We start from the raw sequence: 19921 nt of genomic DNA on the forward strand, positions 1-19921 counted from the left end.
CGGCCGGTGCCTGCCGAGATGCCGCAGCGGAGCCACCCGCCATGGCTGAAGCCGAAGAGCTGGTCAGCGACGCTGCGCGACATGCAACAGTCTTCGCGCAGAGGATGTGGCGCCGTTACCGTCCTTTGCCGAAAGGGCCGCCCACCGTCCTACTTGCAGACAATGCCGCCCGTCTGGACTTGTTCATTACCGCCGTCACGGGTACCAGCTACCCAATCAGAATCGCCCAGCCTCCGGCGCTTCCAACCTTGCTGGCGCGATTATTCGGACGGACCCAGAACCCTTGGCAACGCCGGCCAGTTCCGGCAACCGATGGCCGGAAGCTCTGGTTACCGGCTGACTCCGGAATCGAGAACATCGAACGGGGAGCCGAACACTATCGAGTTCTGGCGTTGCAGCAGGCGCTTCGCGCTCAACGGGGTACTGCTGACCTCGACGGCGACTCGCTGTCACCGCTGCAGGCGGACGCCTATCTACTGCTCGAAGCCTGGGCCGTAGACGAGACGCTGGCCGAGCTGTTGCCGGGCATGGCCCCCGCAATCGAACGTCTTCGGCAACATGCATTGCGACAGCGGCCGGCCATCAACAACTTCTCGTGTGCTCGACGACCCCTTGAAGCGCTGCTGCGCCAGCTCCTCGCCTGCCCGTGCGGCCAGACTCCGCGGGATTTCGCGTTGAGCGAGTCGCCAGAACATTCTCGCTCGCTGATCGGAGCGTTGCTCACCACGCTGAAACTGTCGCCGGATGATCGCTCCATGGGCAACGCGCCACTGCTCAGGGATTGCTGGACCGGTAGTCTGCTTACCCCGAACGGCGCTGCGGAGGAGTTGGGGCACGCGCAGCCCATGGGAGACTACCCTCAGCCGGACAGCGCACCGCCGCGAAGTGCCAACCTGCGCCGGCGGCCCGACATCCGCGAAGCCGCTGAAGACGAGGACAGCCAGGAGGACGGCGTATTCATGGTGCAGGCCGATGAGCCGCACCAGCACGCCGAGGACCCGCTGGGCCTGACGCGCCCTGTGGACCACGATGAGAACACCAGCGCAGACGACTACGGTGACATGCTCTCCGAACTGCCCGAAGCACGCCTGGTGTCGTCCCCGGGCAGGCCCAAGGAAGTATTGATCTCGGACGACCCTCCCGACGGCAACACGGCCCTGCAACTCAAGCGCGCCATCGCTGATGGTCAGGGCCTGCAATACCCGGAGTGGGATTACCGGACCGGGCACTATCGCCAGCCGGGCGCCACGGTCAGGGTGCTGCCCAATTTGCCGGGGTCTCAGGAATGGGTGGAGGCCACCCTGGATGAACATCGCTCGATGCTGAACCAGATCCGCAGACGCTTCGAAATGCTCCGCGCCCGCCATGTCACGCGACGGCGACAGCTGGATGGCGATGAGATCGACATGCAGGCCTATATCGACAGCTACGCCGACTTCAGGGCGGGCGGCTCGCTGTCTGACGCGCTGTATCAAAGCCGCCGCACTGCGGAGCGGGATCTGGCGATCACCCTGCTGATCGATGTCAGCGGCTCGACCGATGGCTGGGTATCAGCCGAACGCCGGATCATCGATGTGGAGCGTGAAGCCCTGCTTCTCGTATGCATTGCACTGGAGGGTCTTGGAGAGCCTTATGCGGTGCAGGCCTTCTCCGGAGAGGGTCCGGAAGCCGTCATCGTGCGCCAGCTGAAACGCTTCGACGAGCCTTTCAGTCATGATGTCGCGTTGCACATCAGCTCTCTTGAGCCCGAGCATTACACCCGCGCCGGTGCGGCGATTCGCCATGCAAGCAGCGGGCTTTTGCAACAGACCGCAACCCACCGCCTGCTGCTGTTACTATCGGATGGCAAGCCCAACGACAACGATGACTACGAAGGTCGCTACGGCGTGGAGGACATGCGCCAGGCCGTGACCGAAGCCAACCTGCAAGGTATTTCGACCTTCTGCCTGACGATAGATCGACAGGCAGCCAACTATCTGCCCAAGGTGTTCGGCGCTCACCAATACGCATTGCTGCCCAAGCCCGAGCTGCTCCCCGGGGTGCTGCTCGAATGGCTCAAAAGGCTAGTCGCAACCTGAGTAACGATCACCACCCTCGGAGGAACACCGGCTGAAGACAGGTCAATCAAGGTCGATTCTGGGCCCGCAACGCATCGCGGATTTCGGTCAGCAGGATCTCTTCCTTGCTTGGGGCAGGCGGCGCGGACGGGGCCTCCGCCTCTTTGCGCTTGAGATGGTTGATGCCTTTGACCGCTAGGAAAATCGCGAAGGCTACGATGATGAAGTCGAACACGGTCTGGATGAAGCTGCCGTAGCTCAGGGTCACGGCGGGCGTGTCGCCTACTGCCTGTTTGAGCACAATGGCCAGATCAGAGAAATCCACACCACCAATCAGCAACCCGAGCGGGGGCGTGACGACATCAGCAACGAAGGACGAAACAATCTTGGTAAACGCAGCGCCAACGATGATGCCCACCGCCATGTCGATTACATTCCCCCTGACTGCAAACGCTTTGAATTCGCTGATCATGCCCATTTTCTGTTTCCCGTCCGATTCAAGTGTGGTCGCGGCGATTTCCGCAGCACAAGCATAGGCGGGATTGATCGACCGGACCAGACCGGTTCGACGATCAATGGCCGAGGCACATTGGCGACCTCTTGATCGCCGTCAAAAGGAATGCACGGGCGCACGGCTAAGGTACAGCTCTCAGTACACAAACCGGAGCGGCACCATGCACGTTGAACATCACCCACTGATCAAGGATTTCCCGGAAAAACGCGAGCTGCTTCATCAGATGCGCCAGCAGGATCCCAACTTCGCGCGCAAGGCGGAAACCTACGAAGCCCTCGACAAGCAGATCTGCCGCGTGGAAGACGGGGTAGAACGGCTCGATGAAGAGGCGCTGGGCGCCCTCAAACAGGAACGCGTTGCGCTGAAAGACGACATTGCTCGTGACCTGAAACGCGCCAGCGGCAGCTGCTGTGGCGGTTGCTGCGGCTGATCCGAGCATTCACTTCGCCCCTACCCGCCCGCTCAGGCCAGCCTGACGCGGCGGGTCATGTCGTCCATTTCGCACTATCGGCTGCCGGCCCCCCACGTTCAACAGGCCGCCCATTCCGACCGCCGTCTGCCCGCGGGCAGAGGACGGCTTCCGTCTCAGAACAAGCCGCCAAACCTGAAGCCCGAACCCACCCAGACGAATGCCACCGCCGTCAGCGTGATCAGCACGATATGCACGCCTAGCTGGGGCAGTCGCTGAGCATCAAGCTTCGGAATGATCGCCAGCCGTGCATGCACGCCCAGCACCGCCGTGAAGACCAACAGCGCCAGCTTGGCCTGAACCAGATGAGCGATAGGCGAATCGCCGAACCACTGCGAATGCGGCAGCCACTGCCCGGCGAGCCAGATACCGGTGACGATCTGCAGCAAAAGCGCAGGAATGCCGACTCGCTCGTAGAGCTGTTCGAACGCTCGCACCGGCTGCACATCGCGGCGCCGCAGGGCACCCGGCAGCACGCTGAACAGCAGCACCAGATGGCCACCCACCCAGACGCTGGCGCCTAGAAGATGCAGAAACAACAAATGGCGCATGGGATTACTCCTGTTCGATTTGTTTACAGTCTGGGGGCTGCGGCGGTGCTTTTGGCTGATGGCGATCAAGTCAGCCGTTATCATGCGACTCCATTCGTCAAACGCGGAGATTCCATGGCCAAAGCCAAGCGCATGTATGGCTGCACAGAATGCGGCTCGACCTTCCCGAAGTGGGCCGGCCAGTGCGGCGATTGTGGCGCCTGGAACACGCTGGTGGAAACCATCATCGACGGCGCCGCCCCACCATCGGGCCGCGCCGGCTGGGCTGGGGAGCAAGCCAACATCCGAACGTTGGCCGAAGTCAGCGTCGAGGAAGTACCGCGCTTCTCCACCGCGTCTGGTGAACTGGACCGGGTGCTTGGCGGTGGGCTGGTCGACGGGTCGGTGGTGCTGATCGGCGGGGACCCGGGAATCGGCAAGTCGACCATCCTGCTGCAGACGTTGTGCAACATCGCCCGTCAGTTCCCGGCGCTCTACGTCACGGGTGAGGAATCCCAGCAGCAGGTCGCCATGCGCGCTCGGCGTCTGGATCTGCCGCAGGACAGGCTCAAGGTCATGACCGAGACGTGCATCGAATCGATCATCGCCACCGCGCGGCTGGAAAAGCCCAAGGTCATGGTCATCGACTCGATCCAGACCATCTTCACCGAGCAACTGCAGTCGGCCCCGGGCGGGGTCGCCCAGGTTCGTGAGAGCGCGGCGTTGCTGGTGCGGTTCGCTAAACAGAGCGGCACGGCGATCTTTCTGGTCGGCCACGTCACCAAGGAAGGCGCACTGGCCGGGCCGCGCGTACTCGAGCACATGGTCGACACCGTGCTTTATTTCGAAGGCGAGTCGGATGGTCGCCTGCGCCTGCTGCGCGCAGTGAAGAATCGCTTCGGCGCTATCAATGAGCTGGGTGTGTTCGGCATGACCGACAAGGGCCTGAAGGAGGTCACCAACCCCTCGGCGATTTTTTTGACCCGCGCTCAGGAAGCGGTACCCGGCAGCGTGGTCATGGCCACCTGGGAAGGCACCCGACCGATGCTGGTCGAGGTGCAGGCCCTGGTCGACACCAGCCACATGGCCAATCCTCGGCGCGTGACGCTAGGGCTCGACCAGAACCGCCTGGCCATGCTGCTGGCGGTGCTGCATCGCCACGGCGGCATTCCGACCTATGACCAGGACGTGTTCATCAACGTGGTCGGCGGGGTGAAGGTGTTGGAGACCGCATCAGACCTTGCATTGATGGCCGCTGTGATTTCCAGCTTGCGCAATCGCCCGCTTGATACCGATCTACTGGTATTCGGCGAGGTGGGGCTGTCCGGGGAAATCCGCCCGGTGCCGAGCGGCCAGGAGCGATTGAAGGAAGCGGCCAAGCACGGCTTCAAGCGGGCCATCGTACCCAAGGGTAATGCACCGAAAGAGGCCCCCGCGGGCCTGCAGGTCATCGCCGTGACACGCCTCGAACAGGCGCTGGATGCATTGTTCGAATAACGCGAAAGGCTGAGCGGGACGGCCTGGCGCAGCTTCCTCCCGGAGGAGCAAAGTTGCGACGCTCCATGGCCGTACCTAGCCACTACCGGGTTGGGCGCGTCGCCTGAAGCGCTTGATCAGTTTGCGTCGCTTTCCTGACCCAGCGCCGCCAGTTCACGCTCAAGGAGCGCCTCGTCCCCAAGGTTGAGTTCGACCAGTCGGCGAAGATGGCTGATCGAGTCGACATCGATATGCCGACACACCATGCCGACGAGCTCGCCTTCGCCGTGGGTCATTTCCACCTCCATGCGCACCTCGGCGTCATCGGAGAGTCGTATCAGCGCCTCGAAGGGCTGAGCGGGATCGGCAGCCCAGTCTGCGGGTCGGTGCACCAGCAGCCCTTTGAGCGAAAGATCGTGCAGTCGCACGGGCCAGCGATTCTGGCCTTGCACCAGCTCCGTTTCAGCATCGAATTCAAAGCGCTGGAAGCGCCGGCGGTCAGTGCTCGTTTCGTTCATCGTGTCCACTCCCGGATTTCTTTCGATCAACTATAGGTCACGCCCGTGACGAGTCGCGCTCAGAGCCAGCGCCGCACGCGCCGGCGGTAGGTTCGATAATCATCGCCAAACAAGCGCGTCAACAGATGCTCTTCATGAACGATCACAGTGCGCTGCATGCAGACGATCAGCAAGGGCAGCAGCAACCACGGCCAGACGCTCTCCAGCAACAGCCCGATACCGCAGTAAACGAGCGTGTCCGCCAGGTAGATCGGATTGCGGGAGAAACGAAACGGCCCGGTCTGCAACAGGCTGGTCGGTTTGCCGTAGGGGTTGATGGTGGTGCGATGGCGATACATTTCCAGCGCCGACCAAATCATCAAGCCGACCCCTACTCCGATGGCGACCCATCCGGAGTAACGCACCAGTTCCAGAGGCGGTAGGTCGAGCGGTATCGCTTGCGCAAGCCCCCAGGCGCATCCGATGAAGGCCAGATAGACCAGGGGCGGTGGCGGTATCACGCTGGATGGAGGCTGGGTCATGATGCATTCCGGCGGTGGGATCGAGCTTTATCCTACAGAGCCTCGGTGTCGACTCGGCTGCTTATTCGACCGCCTGACCGCGAAAGTGCTCGGCTGATTAGTGCTGACCCGGCAGCCAGCCGTGCACCATGGCGTGCTTCATCAGATCCGCAGGCCGATCGATGTCGAGCTTGCGGCGAATGCTGAGCCGGTGGGTTTCCACCGTTCGCACACTGATCTGCAGAGCGCGCGCCATGGTCTTGTTGTTATGCCCCTGGGCCAGCATCAGCAGCACTTCGCGCTCCCGGGGCGTCAGTTCGCGCTCCTCGGTGCCGCGGCTGGCGAGCTTTTCGGCGATCCCTTCGCTGTAGTACGTGCCCCCCGCGGCAATCGCCTCGATGGCAACGATAATCTCTCTGGACGGCGCGTCCTTGAGCACATAACCCCGGGCGCCGACCTTCACCGAGGTGTTCAGGTATTCCTGATTGTCGTACATGCTGAGGATCAGCACCCGGAGATCGGGAAACTGCTGGCGCAGCGACTGGGTCAGTTCGAGGCCATTGACGTCCTTCAGGCCGATGTCCATCAACACCACATCGGCCTCGACACGACTGAGCAGCTCCAGCGCCTCGGCGCCGCCTGCGGCCTCGCCAACAACGTCCAGTTCGGGAACCGCCATCAGCAGTGCGCGGATGCCGTCCCGAACCAAGGCATGGTCATCGATCAGTACCACCTTGATGCAAGCTTGCGGGTGCATTGGGCGAGCCTCTTGTTATTGGAAAACTCAGCCGGCCCGGGCCGGCAATGTGACGTCCAGCTCGGTACCGCCGGCTGCCGACAACAGGGTGAAACGACCGCCGAAATGCTCCACCCGCTCCCGGATGTTGCGCAAGCCGATGCCGCCGCCCTTGATGCTGTCCAGCCGGCGCGGGTTGAACCCGACGCCGTCATCGCGAACCCTCAACCGCACCGAGGCATCATCACCGTCCAGGCTGATATGTACCGCCTGTGCAGCGGCGTGCCGCTCGATATTCGTTAGCGCTTCCTGCAACACCCGAAACAGCGCCACGGCCACCGAATCGTCCAGATCGTCGTCGCCGAGACCGTTGCTGTATAGCATTTTCAGCCCACTGCGCTGCTCGAATTCAGCCACAAGCTGGCCAATCGCCGCTGGCAGCCCCAGTGTGTCCAACAGCGACGGATGCAGATCATGGGAAATTCTGCGCACCTCACCGATCGCCCCGGCCAGCCGCTCTACGCCTGTATCAAGGGTAGTCAATGCCTTGGGATTGCCGCTGGCAAGCTCATGGCTGGCCAGCTCGAACTGGAACTTGATCGACACCAGCAACTGGCTGATGCCGTCATGCAGTTCGCGTGACACCCGTGAGCGCTCTTCTTCCTGCAGGCTGACGATGCGCTGGGTCAACAGCTGCAGTTTGCGATCGGCCAGGCGCCGTTCGCTGACGTTCAGCGTGAGACCACTGGCAAACACCAGCAACACCGCAACCAGAGCCACGCCTGCGATGGCCAGCATGGTGGTGTAAATGCCACTCGCCACCTCCTCGCGCACCTGCAGGATCGCGTGGTCCACATCCTCCAGGTAGATGCCGGTGCCGAGCATCCAACCCCAGCGTTCCAGCATCACCACATAGGCCAGCTTTTCGGCGAACTGCCCGGTCGAGGGCTTCTGCCAGGCGTAGCGCTGAAATCCCTTCCCGGTTTCGGCGCTGTGCATGAGCGCCTGAATCACCGGCAAGCCGTTGGGATCGGTCATGTTCCACAGGTCCTTGCCGACCAGGTCGCTCTGGCGCGGATGCATCAGGTTGCGTCCGCTGCGGTCGTAGACGAAGAAATAACCATCGCTGCCGAAGCTGAACCGCCCGAGGGCTGCAAGGACCTTCTGCTTGGTCTCGTCGTCATTTGCGCCGTTGCCGTAGAGCGGGGCAATGGTGCTGAGCGCCATCTCGACATAGTTCTTCAGCTCGGCATGCTTGCTCGCCAGAATGCTGCTTTCGATCAGCTTGGCCTGCTGTTCACCGAGCCGTTGGTTCTGGAAAAGCACCAACGCGCAGACCACGGCCACGGCAAGCAACAACGGCAGGATGCTGAGCGCGGCGATCTTGTGCTTGAGCTGCATCGAGGCTCTCCGACGAACTGAACCGGGCAATGGAAGATGAAACTTAACCTACAGGGCACGACCGGGACAGCACCAGATGGCACTTTGCCTTGATCGTCGTATGCTATGGCGCAAGCCTACCCTCAGAAACAAAAAAGCCCGGCGCGAGGCCGGGCTTCTGTCATGCATCAGCCGTTACTTGCCGTAGACCGGGAACTTGGCGCAGACCGCCTCGACCTTGCCGCGCACCGCGGCGATCACCGACTCGTCGCCCATGTTGTCGAGGATGTCGCAGATCCAGCCGGCCAGATCACGGCACTCGGTCTCGCCGAAGCCACGGGTGGTGACCGCCGGGGTGCCGATACGCAGGCCGGAAGTGACGAACGGGGAACGCGGGTCGTTCGGCACGCTGTTCTTGTTTACGGTGATGTGAGCATTGCCCAGGGCCGCATCGGCGTCTTTACCGGTGATGTCCTGCTTGATCAGGCTGAGCAGGAACAGGTGGTTCTGAGTACCACCGGAAACCACGTCGAAGCCGCGCTGAATGAATACGTCGGCCATGGCCTGAGCGTTCTTCACCACCTGCTGCTGATAAGCTTTGAACTCAGGCTGCAGCGCTTCCTTGAAACACACAGCCTTGGCGGCGATGACGTGCTCCAGCGGGCCACCCTGGGCACCCGGGAATACGGCGGAGTTCAGCTTCTTCTCGATCTCGGCGTTGGCACGCGCCAGGATCAGGCCACCGCGTGGGCCGCGCAGGGTCTTGTGGGTGGTGGTAGTGACGACGTCAGCGAACGGCACCGGGTTCGGGTAGACACCAGCGGCAACCAGACCGGCGACGTGGGCCATGTCGACGAACAGGTAGGCACCAACCTTATCGGCGATCTCACGGAAACGGGCGAAATCCAACAGCTGGGAATAAGCGGAGAAACCGGCAACGATCATCTTTGGCTTGTGCTCGACGGCCAGACGCTCGACTTCGTCGTAGTCGATCAGCCCCTGATCGTTGATGCCGTACTGCACGGCGTTGTACAGCTTGCCCGAGGACGAGACGCTGGCGCCGTGGGTCAGGTGGCCGCCGTGAGCCAGGCTCATGCCGAGGATGGTGTCACCGGCCTGCAAAAGGGCGAGGTAGACGGCGCTGTTGGCCTGGGAGCCGGCATGCGGCTGAACGTTGGCGTAGTCGGCGCCGAACAGTTCCTTGGCGCGGTCGATGGCCAGCTGCTCGACCACATCCACGTACTCGCAGCCACCGTAGTAGCGCTTGCCCGGATAGCCTTCGGCGTACTTGTTGGTCAGTACCGAACCCTGGGCTTCCATCACCGCCGGGCTGGTGTAGTTCTCCGAGGCGATCAGCTCGATGTGGTCTTCCTGACGCTTGGCTTCCTGCTCCATGGCAGCGAAGAGATCGGCGTCGAAACGGGCGAGGGTCAAATCACGGCTGAACATGGTTGGCAGTCCCCTGAGAATCAGCTGGCGGTAAAAAGAGAGCCGCGGATTCTACCTCATCCACCAAAACGCGGGTATGAGCCTTGGTCATCTGCAACATGAATCAGCCAGCGGCAGAGTCGCAATCAAGCCCAGCCGTGTCCCTCGCCCAGAGCGCTGGCGGGAATCGGTCGTCCCAGATAGAACCCCTGCACCTCATCACAGCCGTGCTCACGCAGAAAGTCCAGCTGCGCCTGATTTTCAACACCTTCGGCGATTACCGACATTCCCAGACTGTGCGCCATGGCGATGATCGCCCGGGCGATCTGGCCGTCCTGCTCGCCCTCCGGTAGCCCATCGACGAAGCTGCGGTCGATCTTGAGCACATCGATGGGGAATTGCTTGAGGTAGTTGAGTGAGGAATAACCCGTCCCGAAGTCGTCGATAGCGATGGAGGGGCCAAGCTGCTTCAACGAGCCGAGCATGCGCATGGCCTCGCCGACGTCCTGCATCAGGATGCTCTCCGTCAGCTCTAGCTCCAGGCAACGCGGAGCGATGCCGCTGGCCTCCAGAAGCGCGGCGATCCGCTGGGCGAGCGTGCCGTCGGCGAACTGGCGCGCGGACAGGTTGACCGAGACCTTCGGCACCGCCCTTCCCTGCTCCTGCCATTGTGCAATCTGCCGGCAGGCTTCACCGATCACCCAGTCGCCGACTTCGACCACCAGCCCCAGCTCCTCCAACGCGGGAATGAAGTCGCAAGGGGGCACCAGCCCACGCGCAGGGTGCTGCCAGCGCAACAAGGCTTCGACACCGGTGAGCGTCTGCCCATCGGCGAGAAACTGGGGCTGGTAGTGCAGGACAAACTGCTGTTGCTCGAGCGCATGGCGCAGATCACTTTCCAGTTCGAGACGCTCCAGCGCACGAGCGTTCATTTCCGCCTGATAGAACTGGAAGTTGTTCTTGCCGCGCTCCTTGGCGTGATACATCGCGGTGTCGGCGTTCTTCATCAGCTGGCTGATGTCGTCGCCGTCCTGTGGGCTGAGGGCGATGCCGATGCTGGCGGTGACGAAGAACTCTCGTCCTGACAATACGAAGGGTTCGGTAAGGCTGGCCAGGATGCGCTCGCCGACATGGATGGCACGGGTCAGGGCCTCGTCGCGATCAGGCGCGGCGCGCAAGAGAAAAGTGAATTCATCGCCGCCCATACGGGCAACCGTGTCGTCTTCCTCGACGCAAGAAGCCAAACGCATGGCGACCTCTTTGAGCATGCGATCACCGGCGGCGTGGCCGAGGGAATCATTGATCGGCTTGAAGCGATCAAGATCCAGAAACATCAGGGCGACCCAGGCGCCACGCCGGAAGGAGAGCTGCAGACTGCTGTGCAGCCGATCCTGGAACAGTGTCCGGTTGGGTAGCTGGGTCAGGCTGTCGTAGTAGGCCAACCGGTGAATGCGCTTCTCGCTGGCCTTACGCTCGCTCATGTCGCTGAAAAAACACACGTAACTGACCAGATCATCCTCGGCGTCACGCACTGCCGTGATTCCGATCCAGCACGGATAGGTGTCGCCATCCTTGCGCTTGAGCCAGAGCTCGCCTTCCCACTTACCCACCCGGAAGATCTGGTCACGCACGAAGGTCATCTGGTTGGCCTGTTGCCGATCAGCGCTCAGTGCCGTTGGCCATAGCCCCATGACCTCGTCGCCACTGTAGCCAGTAATCCGTTCGAAGGCGTCGTTAACCTGCACGATCCTGCCGGCCGGATCGGTCACCACGATGGCGGCCGACGAGTGTTCGAATACCGTGGCCGCGCGGCGCAGCTCCTTTTCCGCCTGGCGATGCTTGCTGATGTCACGGCCCACGCACAACGCGCCGTCGAAACGGTTGTTCTCGTTCCAGATCAGCGTGATGCGCAGCTCGATGGCGACCGGTCGCCCGTCAGCAGTGATGCAGTCGAAATACAGCGTCTGGCCCTGCAGGCTCTGCCCGAGTTCGGCGAGCGCTGACGGGTTGAAAGACGCCTTACGCACCTTGCGCATCAGGTCATAAAAGCGCGCCGCCTGACGTGGCTTGGTCACTACCCGATCCAGGCCATGCTCAATCGTCCACTCGGGGCTATATCCCAGCACCGCCTGTACCGAGGGGCTCACGTAATCAATCTGGACGGCGCTGTCGGTGGTGAAAATGACGTCCTGCAGGCTGCCGGCCAGCATGCGATAACGACGCTCACTGTCGCGCAGTGAATGGCTGTATTCGATATTGGCAGTCACATCGCGGGCCACTCCGATCAGCCGCAACACCCGCCCCTGCTCATCGCGTGCGAGCACTTGTTCGGTCACACCGAACCAGTGCCACTTGCCGTTGCGATGGCGCCAGCGCAGCAGGGATTCCTGCAACGCACCGTCGACCAGCGAAACGCGCAGGGATAACAGTCGGCCGATGTACTCCTGATCATCGGGATGGCTGATGCGCTGCCAGAACAGATTGGCGTCATCGCCGCGCTCCTCCTCGCTGTAACCCAGCCGAGACGCCAGATTGCTGTTGCTGAATAACAACTTGCCCGCGGCCAGATCCTGGACATAAAGGGTGTCAGGCACCGCGCGCAGTACTTCGGACCAAAAACGCTCTCGATCGGAAAGAGCCTGTTGTGCCAGCCGTTCGGCGGTGATGTCGCGCATCACCCAGACGAATCCGGAAGGCTGCAATGCGCCAGCCAGCCGCAAAACCCGCCGGGTAACCGAAAACAGCCGGCTCTCGCCATCCTGCAACAGCCGAACCGCGTCGAGGTTCAGGTCGGCGTTGGCGCTGGCCGCGTCGAGGGCCGTGTGATCAAGGGAAGGGAGCAGTTCTCGCAAAGCGTAGCGGCGCGCATCCCGATTGCTGATGCCGAACATCTCTTCGGCTCGGCTGTTGAGAAACTGCAGTCGACCGGCAAAGTCGCTGATCAGGATGCGTTCTTCGATTGCGCCAAGGGCGCTTGCCGAAAAACGCAATGCCTGCCACCTGGTTTTCAGGCGCGCGGGTACGGGCAACCAGGTCCCTACCGCGGACACCAGCCGGGCGAGCTTGCCGAAACGCGGAGATGCGGACAGCGAAGGATGCGGATCGACCAAGCGATTATGTCCTTTCCTGTGGGCAGTGGAGGACGTCGACTAGCCGACGTCTGAATGGCGTCAAGAATGCCTCGCAAGATATCAAAGCGCCAGCATCAGTTGATCTCGTCTGTTTGCCCTGTCTGGAGCATTGCGGTAGCTTTGCCAGTTCGGTTCGACCCGCCCGCAGCGGCGGGATTCGCCTCCTTTTCTCTCCGTCACGGGCATTCGTCTCCATGGCTCAATCAGCCTATCTACGCTATTAAATTTTAGTCACGTATTACGATCTGCAGTCGAGCCCTCATGGCCACTGGCTTTTCCAGCCCACCTACCATCTTTTTCCTCTCATTCCTGTGTCAGGGAAGAGCTTTTAGTTAGCTTTTGCTGATTTTGGGTCAAATTTAGGCTCCAAAACCTAACTTTTTCGAAGTGTTCCTGTGATCGCTTCTGCCAGGTATCGCCAGCAGATTTCCTCTCATGAGACAGCAAATCAAGCTCTTCTTACAGCAAGCGGCACCTTATTTCTCAGGGCATCCACAAGCCTGACTTCCGTGACGCTATTGAGAAAACTCAAACAGTGCAGGTGAGGTGGTCACGGACGTCTGGGTTAGACTCGCATTTTTTGCGCGTATTCCAAGGAGCAGTAGCTTGAACACGGAAAACCATTCCCAGACGGCCGCTTTTCTCTGGTCCATCGCAGACCTGCTGCGCGGTGACTTCAAGCAGTCCCAGTACGGTCGCATCATCCTGCCGTTTACCCTGTTACGCCGCATGGAGTGCGTGCTGGCGCCGACCAAGGATGAGGTGATCAAGCAGACCTTTGCGCAGGAAGGCCGCCCGGATACCGTGCGCGAGATGATCCTGCTGCGCGCCGCCGGCCAGCAGTTTTTCAACGCCTCGCCGCTTACTCTCGGCACCCTATCCGACACCCAAACCGCCGCCGACCTGATGAGCTATGTCCAGGCGTTCAGCAAGGATGCCCGCGAGATCTTCGAGCACTTCCACTTTGAAGACTTCGTCCAGCAGCTGGAAACCGCCAACCTGCTGTATCAGGTGGTGCAGCGCTTCGCCGCGACTGATCTCAGCCCCGAGTTCATCAGCAACTTCGGCATGGGCATCATCTTCGAAGAGCTGATCCGCAAGTTTGCGGAAAGCTCCAACGAAACCGCCGGGGAGCACTTCACCCCGCGCGATATCGTGCACCTCACCACATCCTTGGTGATCACCGATCAAGACCACAAGCTCGCGCCCAACAGCATCGTCACCATCTATGACCCAACCGCCGGCACCGGTGGCTTTCTGTCCGAGGGTGATGAGTACATCCAGTCCATCAGCGAAAAGGTCAGCGTGTCGCTGCACGGCCAGGAGCTCAACCCCGAGTCCTACGCCATCTGCAAGGCGGACATGCTGATCAAGGGCCAGGACGTGGCCAACATCAAGCTCGGCAACACCCTGTCCAACGACCAACTGGCCGACAAGCGCTTCGACTTTATGCTCAGCAACCCGCCGTTCGGTGTGGAATGGAAGAAGGTGCAGAAGCAGATCACCGACGAGCACAGCCACAAGGGCTTCGACGGCCGCTTTGGCCCCGGCCTGCCACGGGTCTCCGACGGTTCGCTGCTGTTCCTCCTGCACCTGGTCAGCAAGATGCGTGACCCGCGCGACGGTGGCTCGCGCATCGGCATCATCCTCAACGGCTCGCCGCTGTTTACCGGCGGCGCGGGTTCGGGTGAGTCGGAGATTCGCCGCTACCTGCTGCAGAACGACCTGGTCGAAGCCATCGTCGCGTTGCCCACCGACATGTTTTACAACACCGGCATCGCCACCTATGTGTGGATACTCTCCAACCACAAAGCCGCTGCGCGCCAGGGCAAGGTGCAGTTGATCGACGGCAGCCAGCACTACGCCAAAATGCGCAAATCGCTGGGCAGTAAGCGCCAGTACATCACCGAGGATCAAATCAGCGAGCTGGTGCGCCTGTATGGCAGCTTCGAGCAAACCGCACAGAGCAAAATCTTCCCCATCGACGCCTTCGGCTACCGCCGTATCACCGTCGAGCGCCCGCTACGGCTGAACTTCCAAACCAGCGCCGAGCGCATTGCCAAAGTGCTGGAAGAAAAAGCCCTGCAGAAACTCGACAGCGCCGCTCAGGAGCACTTGCTGGGCGCTCTGCACGCGATGGACGCCAGTGTGTTGCACCGTAACCGCGAGCAGTTCAGCAAGCTGCTGAAAAAAGCCCTCACCGCGCACAGCGTCAGCCTAAGTACGCCGGAACTCAAAGCCCTGATGAGTGCCCTGAGCGAGCGCGACCCCGAGGCGGATATCTGCATGAGCAAAGGCCAGCCGGAAGCGGATGCCGGCCTGCGTGATAACGAGAACGTGCCGCTGGGCGAATCAGTGCACGACTACTTCCAGCGCGAAGTCATCCCCCATGTGCCGGATGCCTGGATCGACACCAGCAAGACTGACGCCCAGGACGGTGAGGTCGGCATCGTCGGCTTCGAGATTCCCTTTAACCGCCACTTCTATGTATTTCAGCCGCCGCGCCCGTTGGCCGAGATCGACCGCGACCTAAAAGCCTGCACAGACCGCATTAAGCAGATGATTGAGGGGCTGTCGGCATGACGTTTCCCAGTTATCCAGAATACAAAGAAGCTGGTGTCGAATGGTTAGGCGAGGTGCCTGAACATTGGTGCAGTGCTCCGATTAAGTACATGGCGCTTGAGCGAAACTCATTGTTCTTGGATGGTGACTGGATTGAGAGCAAGGATATTTCATCTGATGGGATTCGTTACATAACAACAGGGAACGTTGGCGAGGGTGCTTACAAAGAACAAGGTGCGGGATTCATTTCAGAAGAAACGTTTCACTCACTTGGTTGCACAGATGTTTATGAGGGTGATGTTCTGATTTCGCGGCTGAATAGCCCGATTGGAAGAGCGTGCATAACTCCAGACCTCGGCGGGAGAGTAGTCACTTCTGTAGATAATGTGATTTTTAGGCCGGACGCTAAATACCATAAGAAATTCATCGTTTATTTGTTCAGCAGTGAAGAATATTTCAAGCACACGGGCAATCTTGCACGTGGTGCCACGATGCAAAGAATTAGCCGTGGACTGCTAGGTAACATTCGAGTTGTTACTCCTTCGCTCGAAGAGCAAACCCAAATCGCCCGCTTCCTCGACCACGAAACCGCCCGCATCGACGCGCTGATCGAAGAGCAGCAGCGCCTGATCGAGCTGCTCAAGGAAAAGCGCCAGGCAGTGATCTCCCACGCCGTCACCAAAGGCCTCGACCCGACGGTGCCGATGAAAAACTCCGGCGTGGAGTGGCTAGGCGATGTGCCGGCGCATTGGGAAGCCCTCACGCTTGGTCGAGTTGCTGATGGGGTCAAAACTGGAGGAACACCTTCCGAGAATCTACCGAGTTCAGACGTCATAGACGGCGTGGAGTGGTTTACGCCAGGCGACTTCGCTAGCGATCTAAAACTTGTCAGCTCAGATAAATTTGTTAGCAAATTATCTGTGAAGTCAGGTGATGCCAAAGTGTTCCCGGCCGGCGCAGTATTGATCGTGAGTATTGGTGCAACGCTTGGAAAGGTTGGCTACATACTTAAATCTGCTTCTGCAAATCAGCAAATAAATGCGGTCATTCCCAGTTCAAAAATTGATGGCTATTTTTTGGCTTACTCGTTGTCGGTGAAGGTTGACGCAATGCGTTTCCTCTCAAATTCCTCGACGATTGGAATCATGAACCAAGAAAAAACCAAGGAAATTTGGTTGTCACTGCCGCCTCTTCAAGAGCAGCTACTGATCACTGAATTTCTAGACAAGCAGGCTTCGGTAATTGATACGTTGATTCGCGAAGCTAGTGGTGGAGTATCCCTTCTCCAAGAACGCCGTTCCGCCCTAATCTCCGCCGCCGTCACCGGCAAAATCGACGTGCGCGGCTGGCAGCTACCGGCCAGTGCGCCAACTCCCGAATTAGTAGAAGAGGCCGTGTAATGGCGGACAGCAAGGAAGCTCAGTTTCAACAAGACATCATCGACGCCCTGGCCGCCCAAGGCTGGTTGGTCGGCACCGCCAGCGGCTACGACCGGCGCACGGCGCTGTATACCGAAGATGTGCTCGGTTACTTCAAGGACGCCTGGCCGGAGCGTTGGGACAAGTTCGCCAAGGCCAACCCGAATAATCCGGATGATGTGCTGGTGCAAAAGCTGGTGCGCGAGCTGGAGCAGAGCGGCACCCTGGATGTGTTGCGCCATGGCTTCAAGCTGCCGGCGGTGAAGGTGGAACTGTGCAGCTTTCAGCCCGACCACGGCATGAACCCCGATACCCTCAAGCGTTACCAGTGCAACCGCCTGCGCGTGGTGCCGGAGGTGTCCTACTCGCCGCATTTCCGCGAGGCTGGTAGCAATGGGCAGAGCTATAACCCACGGCTGGATTTGGTGCTGTTCGTCAACGGCATCCCCACCGCCACCCTGGAGCTAAAAAGCGAGTTCAAACAGTCGGTGGAAAACGCCAAGCGCCAGTACCGGCAAGACCGCCCGGTAAAAGACCCGCTGACGCGTAAACCCGAGCCGCTGCTGACCTTCAAGCGTGGCGCGCTGGTGCACTTTGCTGTGGGCCAGAATGAAGTGGCGATGACCACCAAGCTGGCGGGTAAAGACACCTTCTTCCTGCCTTTCAACCTTGGCAGCGCGGAAGGCGGCGCAGGCAACCCCATGCCGGAAGACGACAGCCACTACGCCACCGGCTATCTGTGGCAACGCCTGTTGCAGCCGGATGCCTGGCTCAAGGTGCTGGGGCGTTTTTTGCACCTGGAGAAGAAAACCAGCGAAGGCTTCGACGGCACGCCGGTGACCAAGGAGACGATGATCTTCCCGCGTTACCACCAGTGGGAAGTGGTCAACCAGCTGATCAATACCACTCGCGCCGAAGGGCCGGGTAAGCGCTATTTGATCCAGCACAGCGCCGGCTCGGGCAAGTCCAACTCCATCGCCTGGACCGCCCATCAACTGGCCTCGCTGTACGACGAGGCCGGCCAGCGCTTGTTCAACTCGGTGATCGTGATTACTGACCGCACCGTGTTGGATAAGCAGCTGCAGGACACCATCTACCAGTTCGAGCATGCCCAGGGCGTTGTCAAACAGATCAACCGTGAAACCAGCAGCCAGAGCAAATCCGAGCAGCTGGCTGAGGCGCTGGCTGAGCAGACGCGCATCATCATCGTCACCATCCAGACCTTCCCGGCGCTGTTCGATGCCCTGGACAAGTATCCCAAGCTGGCCAGCGGGCGCTATGCGGTGATCGCCGACGAGGCGCATTCTTCGCAAACCGGCTCATCGGCCAGCAAGCTGAAACAGATCCTGGGCAGTGATGCCTTGGATGCCGAGGAAGTCAGCGCCGAAGAGCTGCTGGACGCCGCCGTGCAGGCGCGCCAACCGAATGAGCGCATTAGCTACTACGCCTTTACCGCCACGCCCAAGGCCAAGACTCTGGAGCTGTTCGGTCGCCCGGCCGATCCAACGCTGCCGGCCAGTTCCAGCAATAAGCCGGAGGCGTTTCACCTGTACTCCATGCGCCAGGCCATCGAGGAGGGTTTTATCCTCGACGTGCTGCGCAACTACACCACCTACAGCACCGCCTGGAAGATCGCCCATCCCGATGGCGAAGACGACGAGGTGGACAGCAAGAAGGCGCGCATCAAGCTGGCGCGTTGGGTGCGCTTGCACCCGTACAACATCAGCCAGAAGGTTGAGGTGATCGTCGAGCACTTCCGCGCCAATATCCGTGGCCTGCTGAATGGTCAGGCCAAGGCCATGGTCGTCACCAGCAGCCGTCAGGAGGCGGTGCGTTACCAGTTGGCAGTTAAGGCTTACGTGCAGCAGATGGGTTATAGCGATGTGCACCCGCTGGTGGCCTTCTCCGGCAGCGTGTTACCGGATGAGGTGATCCCCGAAGAGGTGACGGAAAGCAGCAGCCTGCTCAACGCCGGCCTAAATGGCCGCGACCTGGCGCAGGCGTTCGACACTCAGGACTTCAACGTGATGATCGCGGCCAACAAGTACCAGACCGGCTTCGATCAGCCCAAGCTGTGTGCCATGTACGTGGACAAGAAGCTGCAAGGCGTGGACTGCGTGCAGACCCTGTCGCGGCTGAACCGCACCTTCGGCGACAGCAAGGAAACCTTTATCCTCGACTTCTTCAATGAGCCGCAGGACATTCTCGACGCCTTCTTGCCGTACTACACCAAGGCCGAGCTGACCGACGTGACCGACCCGCAGATCATCTATGACCTGCAAAAGAAGCTGGATGCCGAGGGCATCTATCACTGGCAGGAGGTCGAGGCGTTCGCCATGGCCTTCTTCGACCCCAAGGCGGCCGCCAGCAAGCTCAGCTATTACTGCACGCCGGCCAAGGAGCGCTTTGCCAAGCGTTACGCCTTCTTGCTGGAATCGCGCCAGCAGGCGCTGGACTTCAAACGCACAGCCGAAGCCAACGGCGACAGCGCCGGCCTGAAAAAAGCCGAGCACGCGCTGAAAGAAGCCGGCGAGCAGGTGGACCAGCTCGATCTGTTCCGCAAGAACCTGCAGAGCTTTGTGCGCCTGTACGAGTTCCTCTCGCAGATCGTGCCCTATGAGGACCGCGAGCTGGAGCAACTGTGCGTGTACGCCAAGCACCTGCATCCGCTGCTGCGCGTGGATCGCCTGCAACAAGACGATGTGGACGTGGGCGAGCTGCAACTGAGCCACTACCGCCTGAGCAAGCGCGCCGAGCACCAACTACGCCTGAGCGAGGAAGAAGGCGAATACAGCCTCGACCCAGCCAGCGCGGTCGGCAGCGGTAAACCGCATGACCCGGAGAAAAAGCGCCTGTCAGAAATCATCGAAGCGTTGAACGATATCTTCGGTGCTGAGGTGAGCGACGACGACCAACTGCAGTTCCTCACCGGTATCGCCCAGCGCATCAGCCGCCAAGAGGATGTGATGGCCCAAGTGAACAACCACTCCGTGGAGCAAGTGATGCACGGCCTATTCCCCAAGCGTGTGCTGGACACCGTGCTGGACGCCATGACCGACCACGAAAAGCTGTCGCTGGAAGTGCTGGATAACGAGACCAAGAGTCGTGCGTTTGCGTTGGTGATTTTGAAGATGCTGACGGCAGCTGGGGGCTTGGGAAAAAGTAACAGCGCCGCTGCCATCTGATCTTCCTAAGCACTTGT

14 protein-coding genes are annotated in these 19921 nt (G+C 60.5%); 6 read left to right on the forward strand and 8 right to left on the reverse strand.

Annotation, left to right across the window (positions count from 1 at the left end):
- The first annotated feature begins 41 nt into the window (after positions 1–41).
- Complete coding sequence (locus NA619_RS17235; RefSeq protein WP_255963068.1) at positions 42–2078, forward strand: nitric oxide reductase activation protein NorD; 2037 nt, start codon at positions 42–44, stop codon at positions 2076–2078.
- Positions 2079–2124: 46 nt separating this feature from the next.
- Here NA619_RS17235 and mscL read toward each other — a convergent pair whose 3' ends face one another.
- Positions 2125–2535, reverse strand: a complete 411-nt coding sequence (mscL, locus tag NA619_RS17240; protein ID WP_255963069.1) for a large-conductance mechanosensitive channel protein MscL — start codon at positions 2533–2535, stop codon at positions 2125–2127.
- Positions 2536–2731: 196 nt separating this feature from the next.
- On the opposite strand from mscL, the gene NA619_RS17245 reads away from it, so the two are divergent.
- Entirely contained in the window at positions 2732–3001 is a 270-nt protein-coding gene (locus tag NA619_RS17245; protein ID WP_255963070.1) for a YdcH family protein, read from the forward strand.
- 155 nt (positions 3002–3156) lie between these two features.
- Here the strand turns inward: NA619_RS17245 and NA619_RS17250 are convergent, their stop codons facing one another.
- Positions 3157–3591: a CopD family protein gene (locus tag NA619_RS17250; RefSeq protein ID WP_255963071.1), complete on the reverse strand. Its 435-nt coding sequence runs from the start codon at positions 3589–3591 to the stop codon at positions 3157–3159.
- Positions 3592–3705: 114 nt separating this feature from the next.
- Between NA619_RS17250 and radA the strand changes: the two genes are divergently transcribed.
- Entirely contained in the window at positions 3706–5067 is a 1362-nt protein-coding gene (radA, locus tag NA619_RS17255; RefSeq protein ID WP_255963072.1) for a DNA repair protein RadA, read from the forward strand.
- Between the two features lie 116 nt (positions 5068–5183).
- On the opposite strand, the gene NA619_RS17260 is transcribed toward radA, so the two are convergent.
- The 6 genes from NA619_RS17260 to NA619_RS17285 all read right to left on the reverse strand — a co-directional run bounded on the left by NA619_RS17260 (position 5184) and on the right by NA619_RS17285 (position 12718).
- Positions 5184–5564: a PilZ domain-containing protein gene (locus NA619_RS17260; RefSeq protein ID WP_255963073.1), complete on the reverse strand. Its 381-nt coding sequence runs from the start codon at positions 5562–5564 to the stop codon at positions 5184–5186.
- Positions 5565–5623: 59 nt separating this feature from the next.
- Positions 5624–6085, reverse strand: a complete 462-nt coding sequence (locus NA619_RS17265; RefSeq protein ID WP_255963074.1) for a methyltransferase family protein — start codon at positions 6083–6085, stop codon at positions 5624–5626.
- Positions 6086–6182: 97 nt separating this feature from the next.
- Entirely contained in the window at positions 6183–6821 is a 639-nt protein-coding gene (locus tag NA619_RS17270; protein ID WP_255963075.1) for a response regulator, read from the reverse strand.
- 27 nt (positions 6822–6848) lie between these two features.
- Entirely contained in the window at positions 6849–8201 is a 1353-nt protein-coding gene (locus NA619_RS17275; protein WP_255963076.1) for a cache domain-containing protein, read from the reverse strand.
- A 174-nt stretch (positions 8202–8375) separates the two neighbouring features.
- Positions 8376–9629 (reverse strand): serine hydroxymethyltransferase, encoded by a 1254-nt coding sequence (gene glyA, locus NA619_RS17280; RefSeq protein WP_255963077.1) that lies wholly within the window; start codon positions 9627–9629, stop codon positions 8376–8378.
- A gap of 125 nt (positions 9630–9754) precedes the next feature.
- Positions 9755–12718: a bifunctional diguanylate cyclase/phosphodiesterase gene (locus NA619_RS17285; protein ID WP_272891810.1), complete on the reverse strand. Its 2964-nt coding sequence runs from the start codon at positions 12716–12718 to the stop codon at positions 9755–9757.
- A 627-nt stretch (positions 12719–13345) separates the two neighbouring features.
- Here NA619_RS17285 and NA619_RS17290 point away from each other — a divergent pair.
- Genes NA619_RS17290 through NA619_RS17300 form a run of 3 tightly spaced genes read left to right on the forward strand, consistent with a single transcriptional unit; the run spans position 13346 to position 19904 of the window.
- Positions 13346–15322 (forward strand): type I restriction-modification system subunit M, encoded by a 1977-nt coding sequence (locus NA619_RS17290; RefSeq protein WP_255963078.1) that lies wholly within the window; start codon positions 13346–13348, stop codon positions 15320–15322.
- Complete coding sequence (locus NA619_RS17295) at positions 15319–16701, forward strand: restriction endonuclease subunit S (protein ID WP_255963079.1); 1383 nt, start codon at positions 15319–15321, stop codon at positions 16699–16701. Before NA619_RS17290 ends, NA619_RS17295 begins: the two co-directional genes overlap by 4 nt.
- Entirely contained in the window at positions 16701–19904 is a 3204-nt protein-coding gene (locus NA619_RS17300; protein ID WP_255963080.1) for a type I restriction endonuclease subunit R, read from the forward strand. Before NA619_RS17295 ends, NA619_RS17300 begins: the two co-directional genes overlap by 1 nt.
- Positions 19905–19921: the final 17 nt, after the last annotated feature.

Source organism: Stutzerimonas stutzeri, assembly GCF_024448895.1.
In the GTDB taxonomy this organism is placed as follows: Bacteria; Pseudomonadota; Gammaproteobacteria; order Pseudomonadales; family Pseudomonadaceae; genus Stutzerimonas; species Stutzerimonas stutzeri_Q.

Bases quoted from the DNA above. Each gene is read 5' to 3' on its own strand.
- NA619_RS17270 (WP_255963075.1), bottom strand. From the start codon at position 6,821: ATGCACCCGCAAGCTTGCATCAAGGTGGTACTGATCGATGACCATGCC.
- NA619_RS17300 (WP_255963080.1), top strand. From the start codon at position 16,701: ATGGCGGACAGCAAGGAAGCTCAGTTTCAACAAGACATCATCGACGCC.
- glyA (WP_255963077.1), bottom strand. From the start codon at position 9,629: ATGTTCAGCCGTGATTTGACCCTCGCCCGTTTCGACGCCGATCTCTTC.
- NA619_RS17260 (WP_255963073.1), bottom strand. From the start codon at position 5,564: ATGAACGAAACGAGCACTGACCGCCGGCGCTTCCAGCGCTTTGAATTC.
- NA619_RS17235 (WP_255963068.1), top strand. From the start codon at position 42: ATGGCTGAAGCCGAAGAGCTGGTCAGCGACGCTGCGCGACATGCAACA.
- NA619_RS17295 (WP_255963079.1), top strand. From the start codon at position 15,319: ATGACGTTTCCCAGTTATCCAGAATACAAAGAAGCTGGTGTCGAATGG.
- NA619_RS17250 (WP_255963071.1), bottom strand. From the start codon at position 3,591: ATGCGCCATTTGTTGTTTCTGCATCTTCTAGGCGCCAGCGTCTGGGTG.
- radA (WP_255963072.1), top strand. From the start codon at position 3,706: ATGGCCAAAGCCAAGCGCATGTATGGCTGCACAGAATGCGGCTCGACC.
- mscL (WP_255963069.1), bottom strand. From the start codon at position 2,535: ATGGGCATGATCAGCGAATTCAAAGCGTTTGCAGTCAGGGGGAATGTA.
- NA619_RS17265 (WP_255963074.1), bottom strand. From the start codon at position 6,085: ATGACCCAGCCTCCATCCAGCGTGATACCGCCACCGCCCCTGGTCTAT.
- NA619_RS17275 (WP_255963076.1), bottom strand. From the start codon at position 8,201: ATGCAGCTCAAGCACAAGATCGCCGCGCTCAGCATCCTGCCGTTGTTG.
- NA619_RS17245 (WP_255963070.1), top strand. From the start codon at position 2,732: ATGCACGTTGAACATCACCCACTGATCAAGGATTTCCCGGAAAAACGC.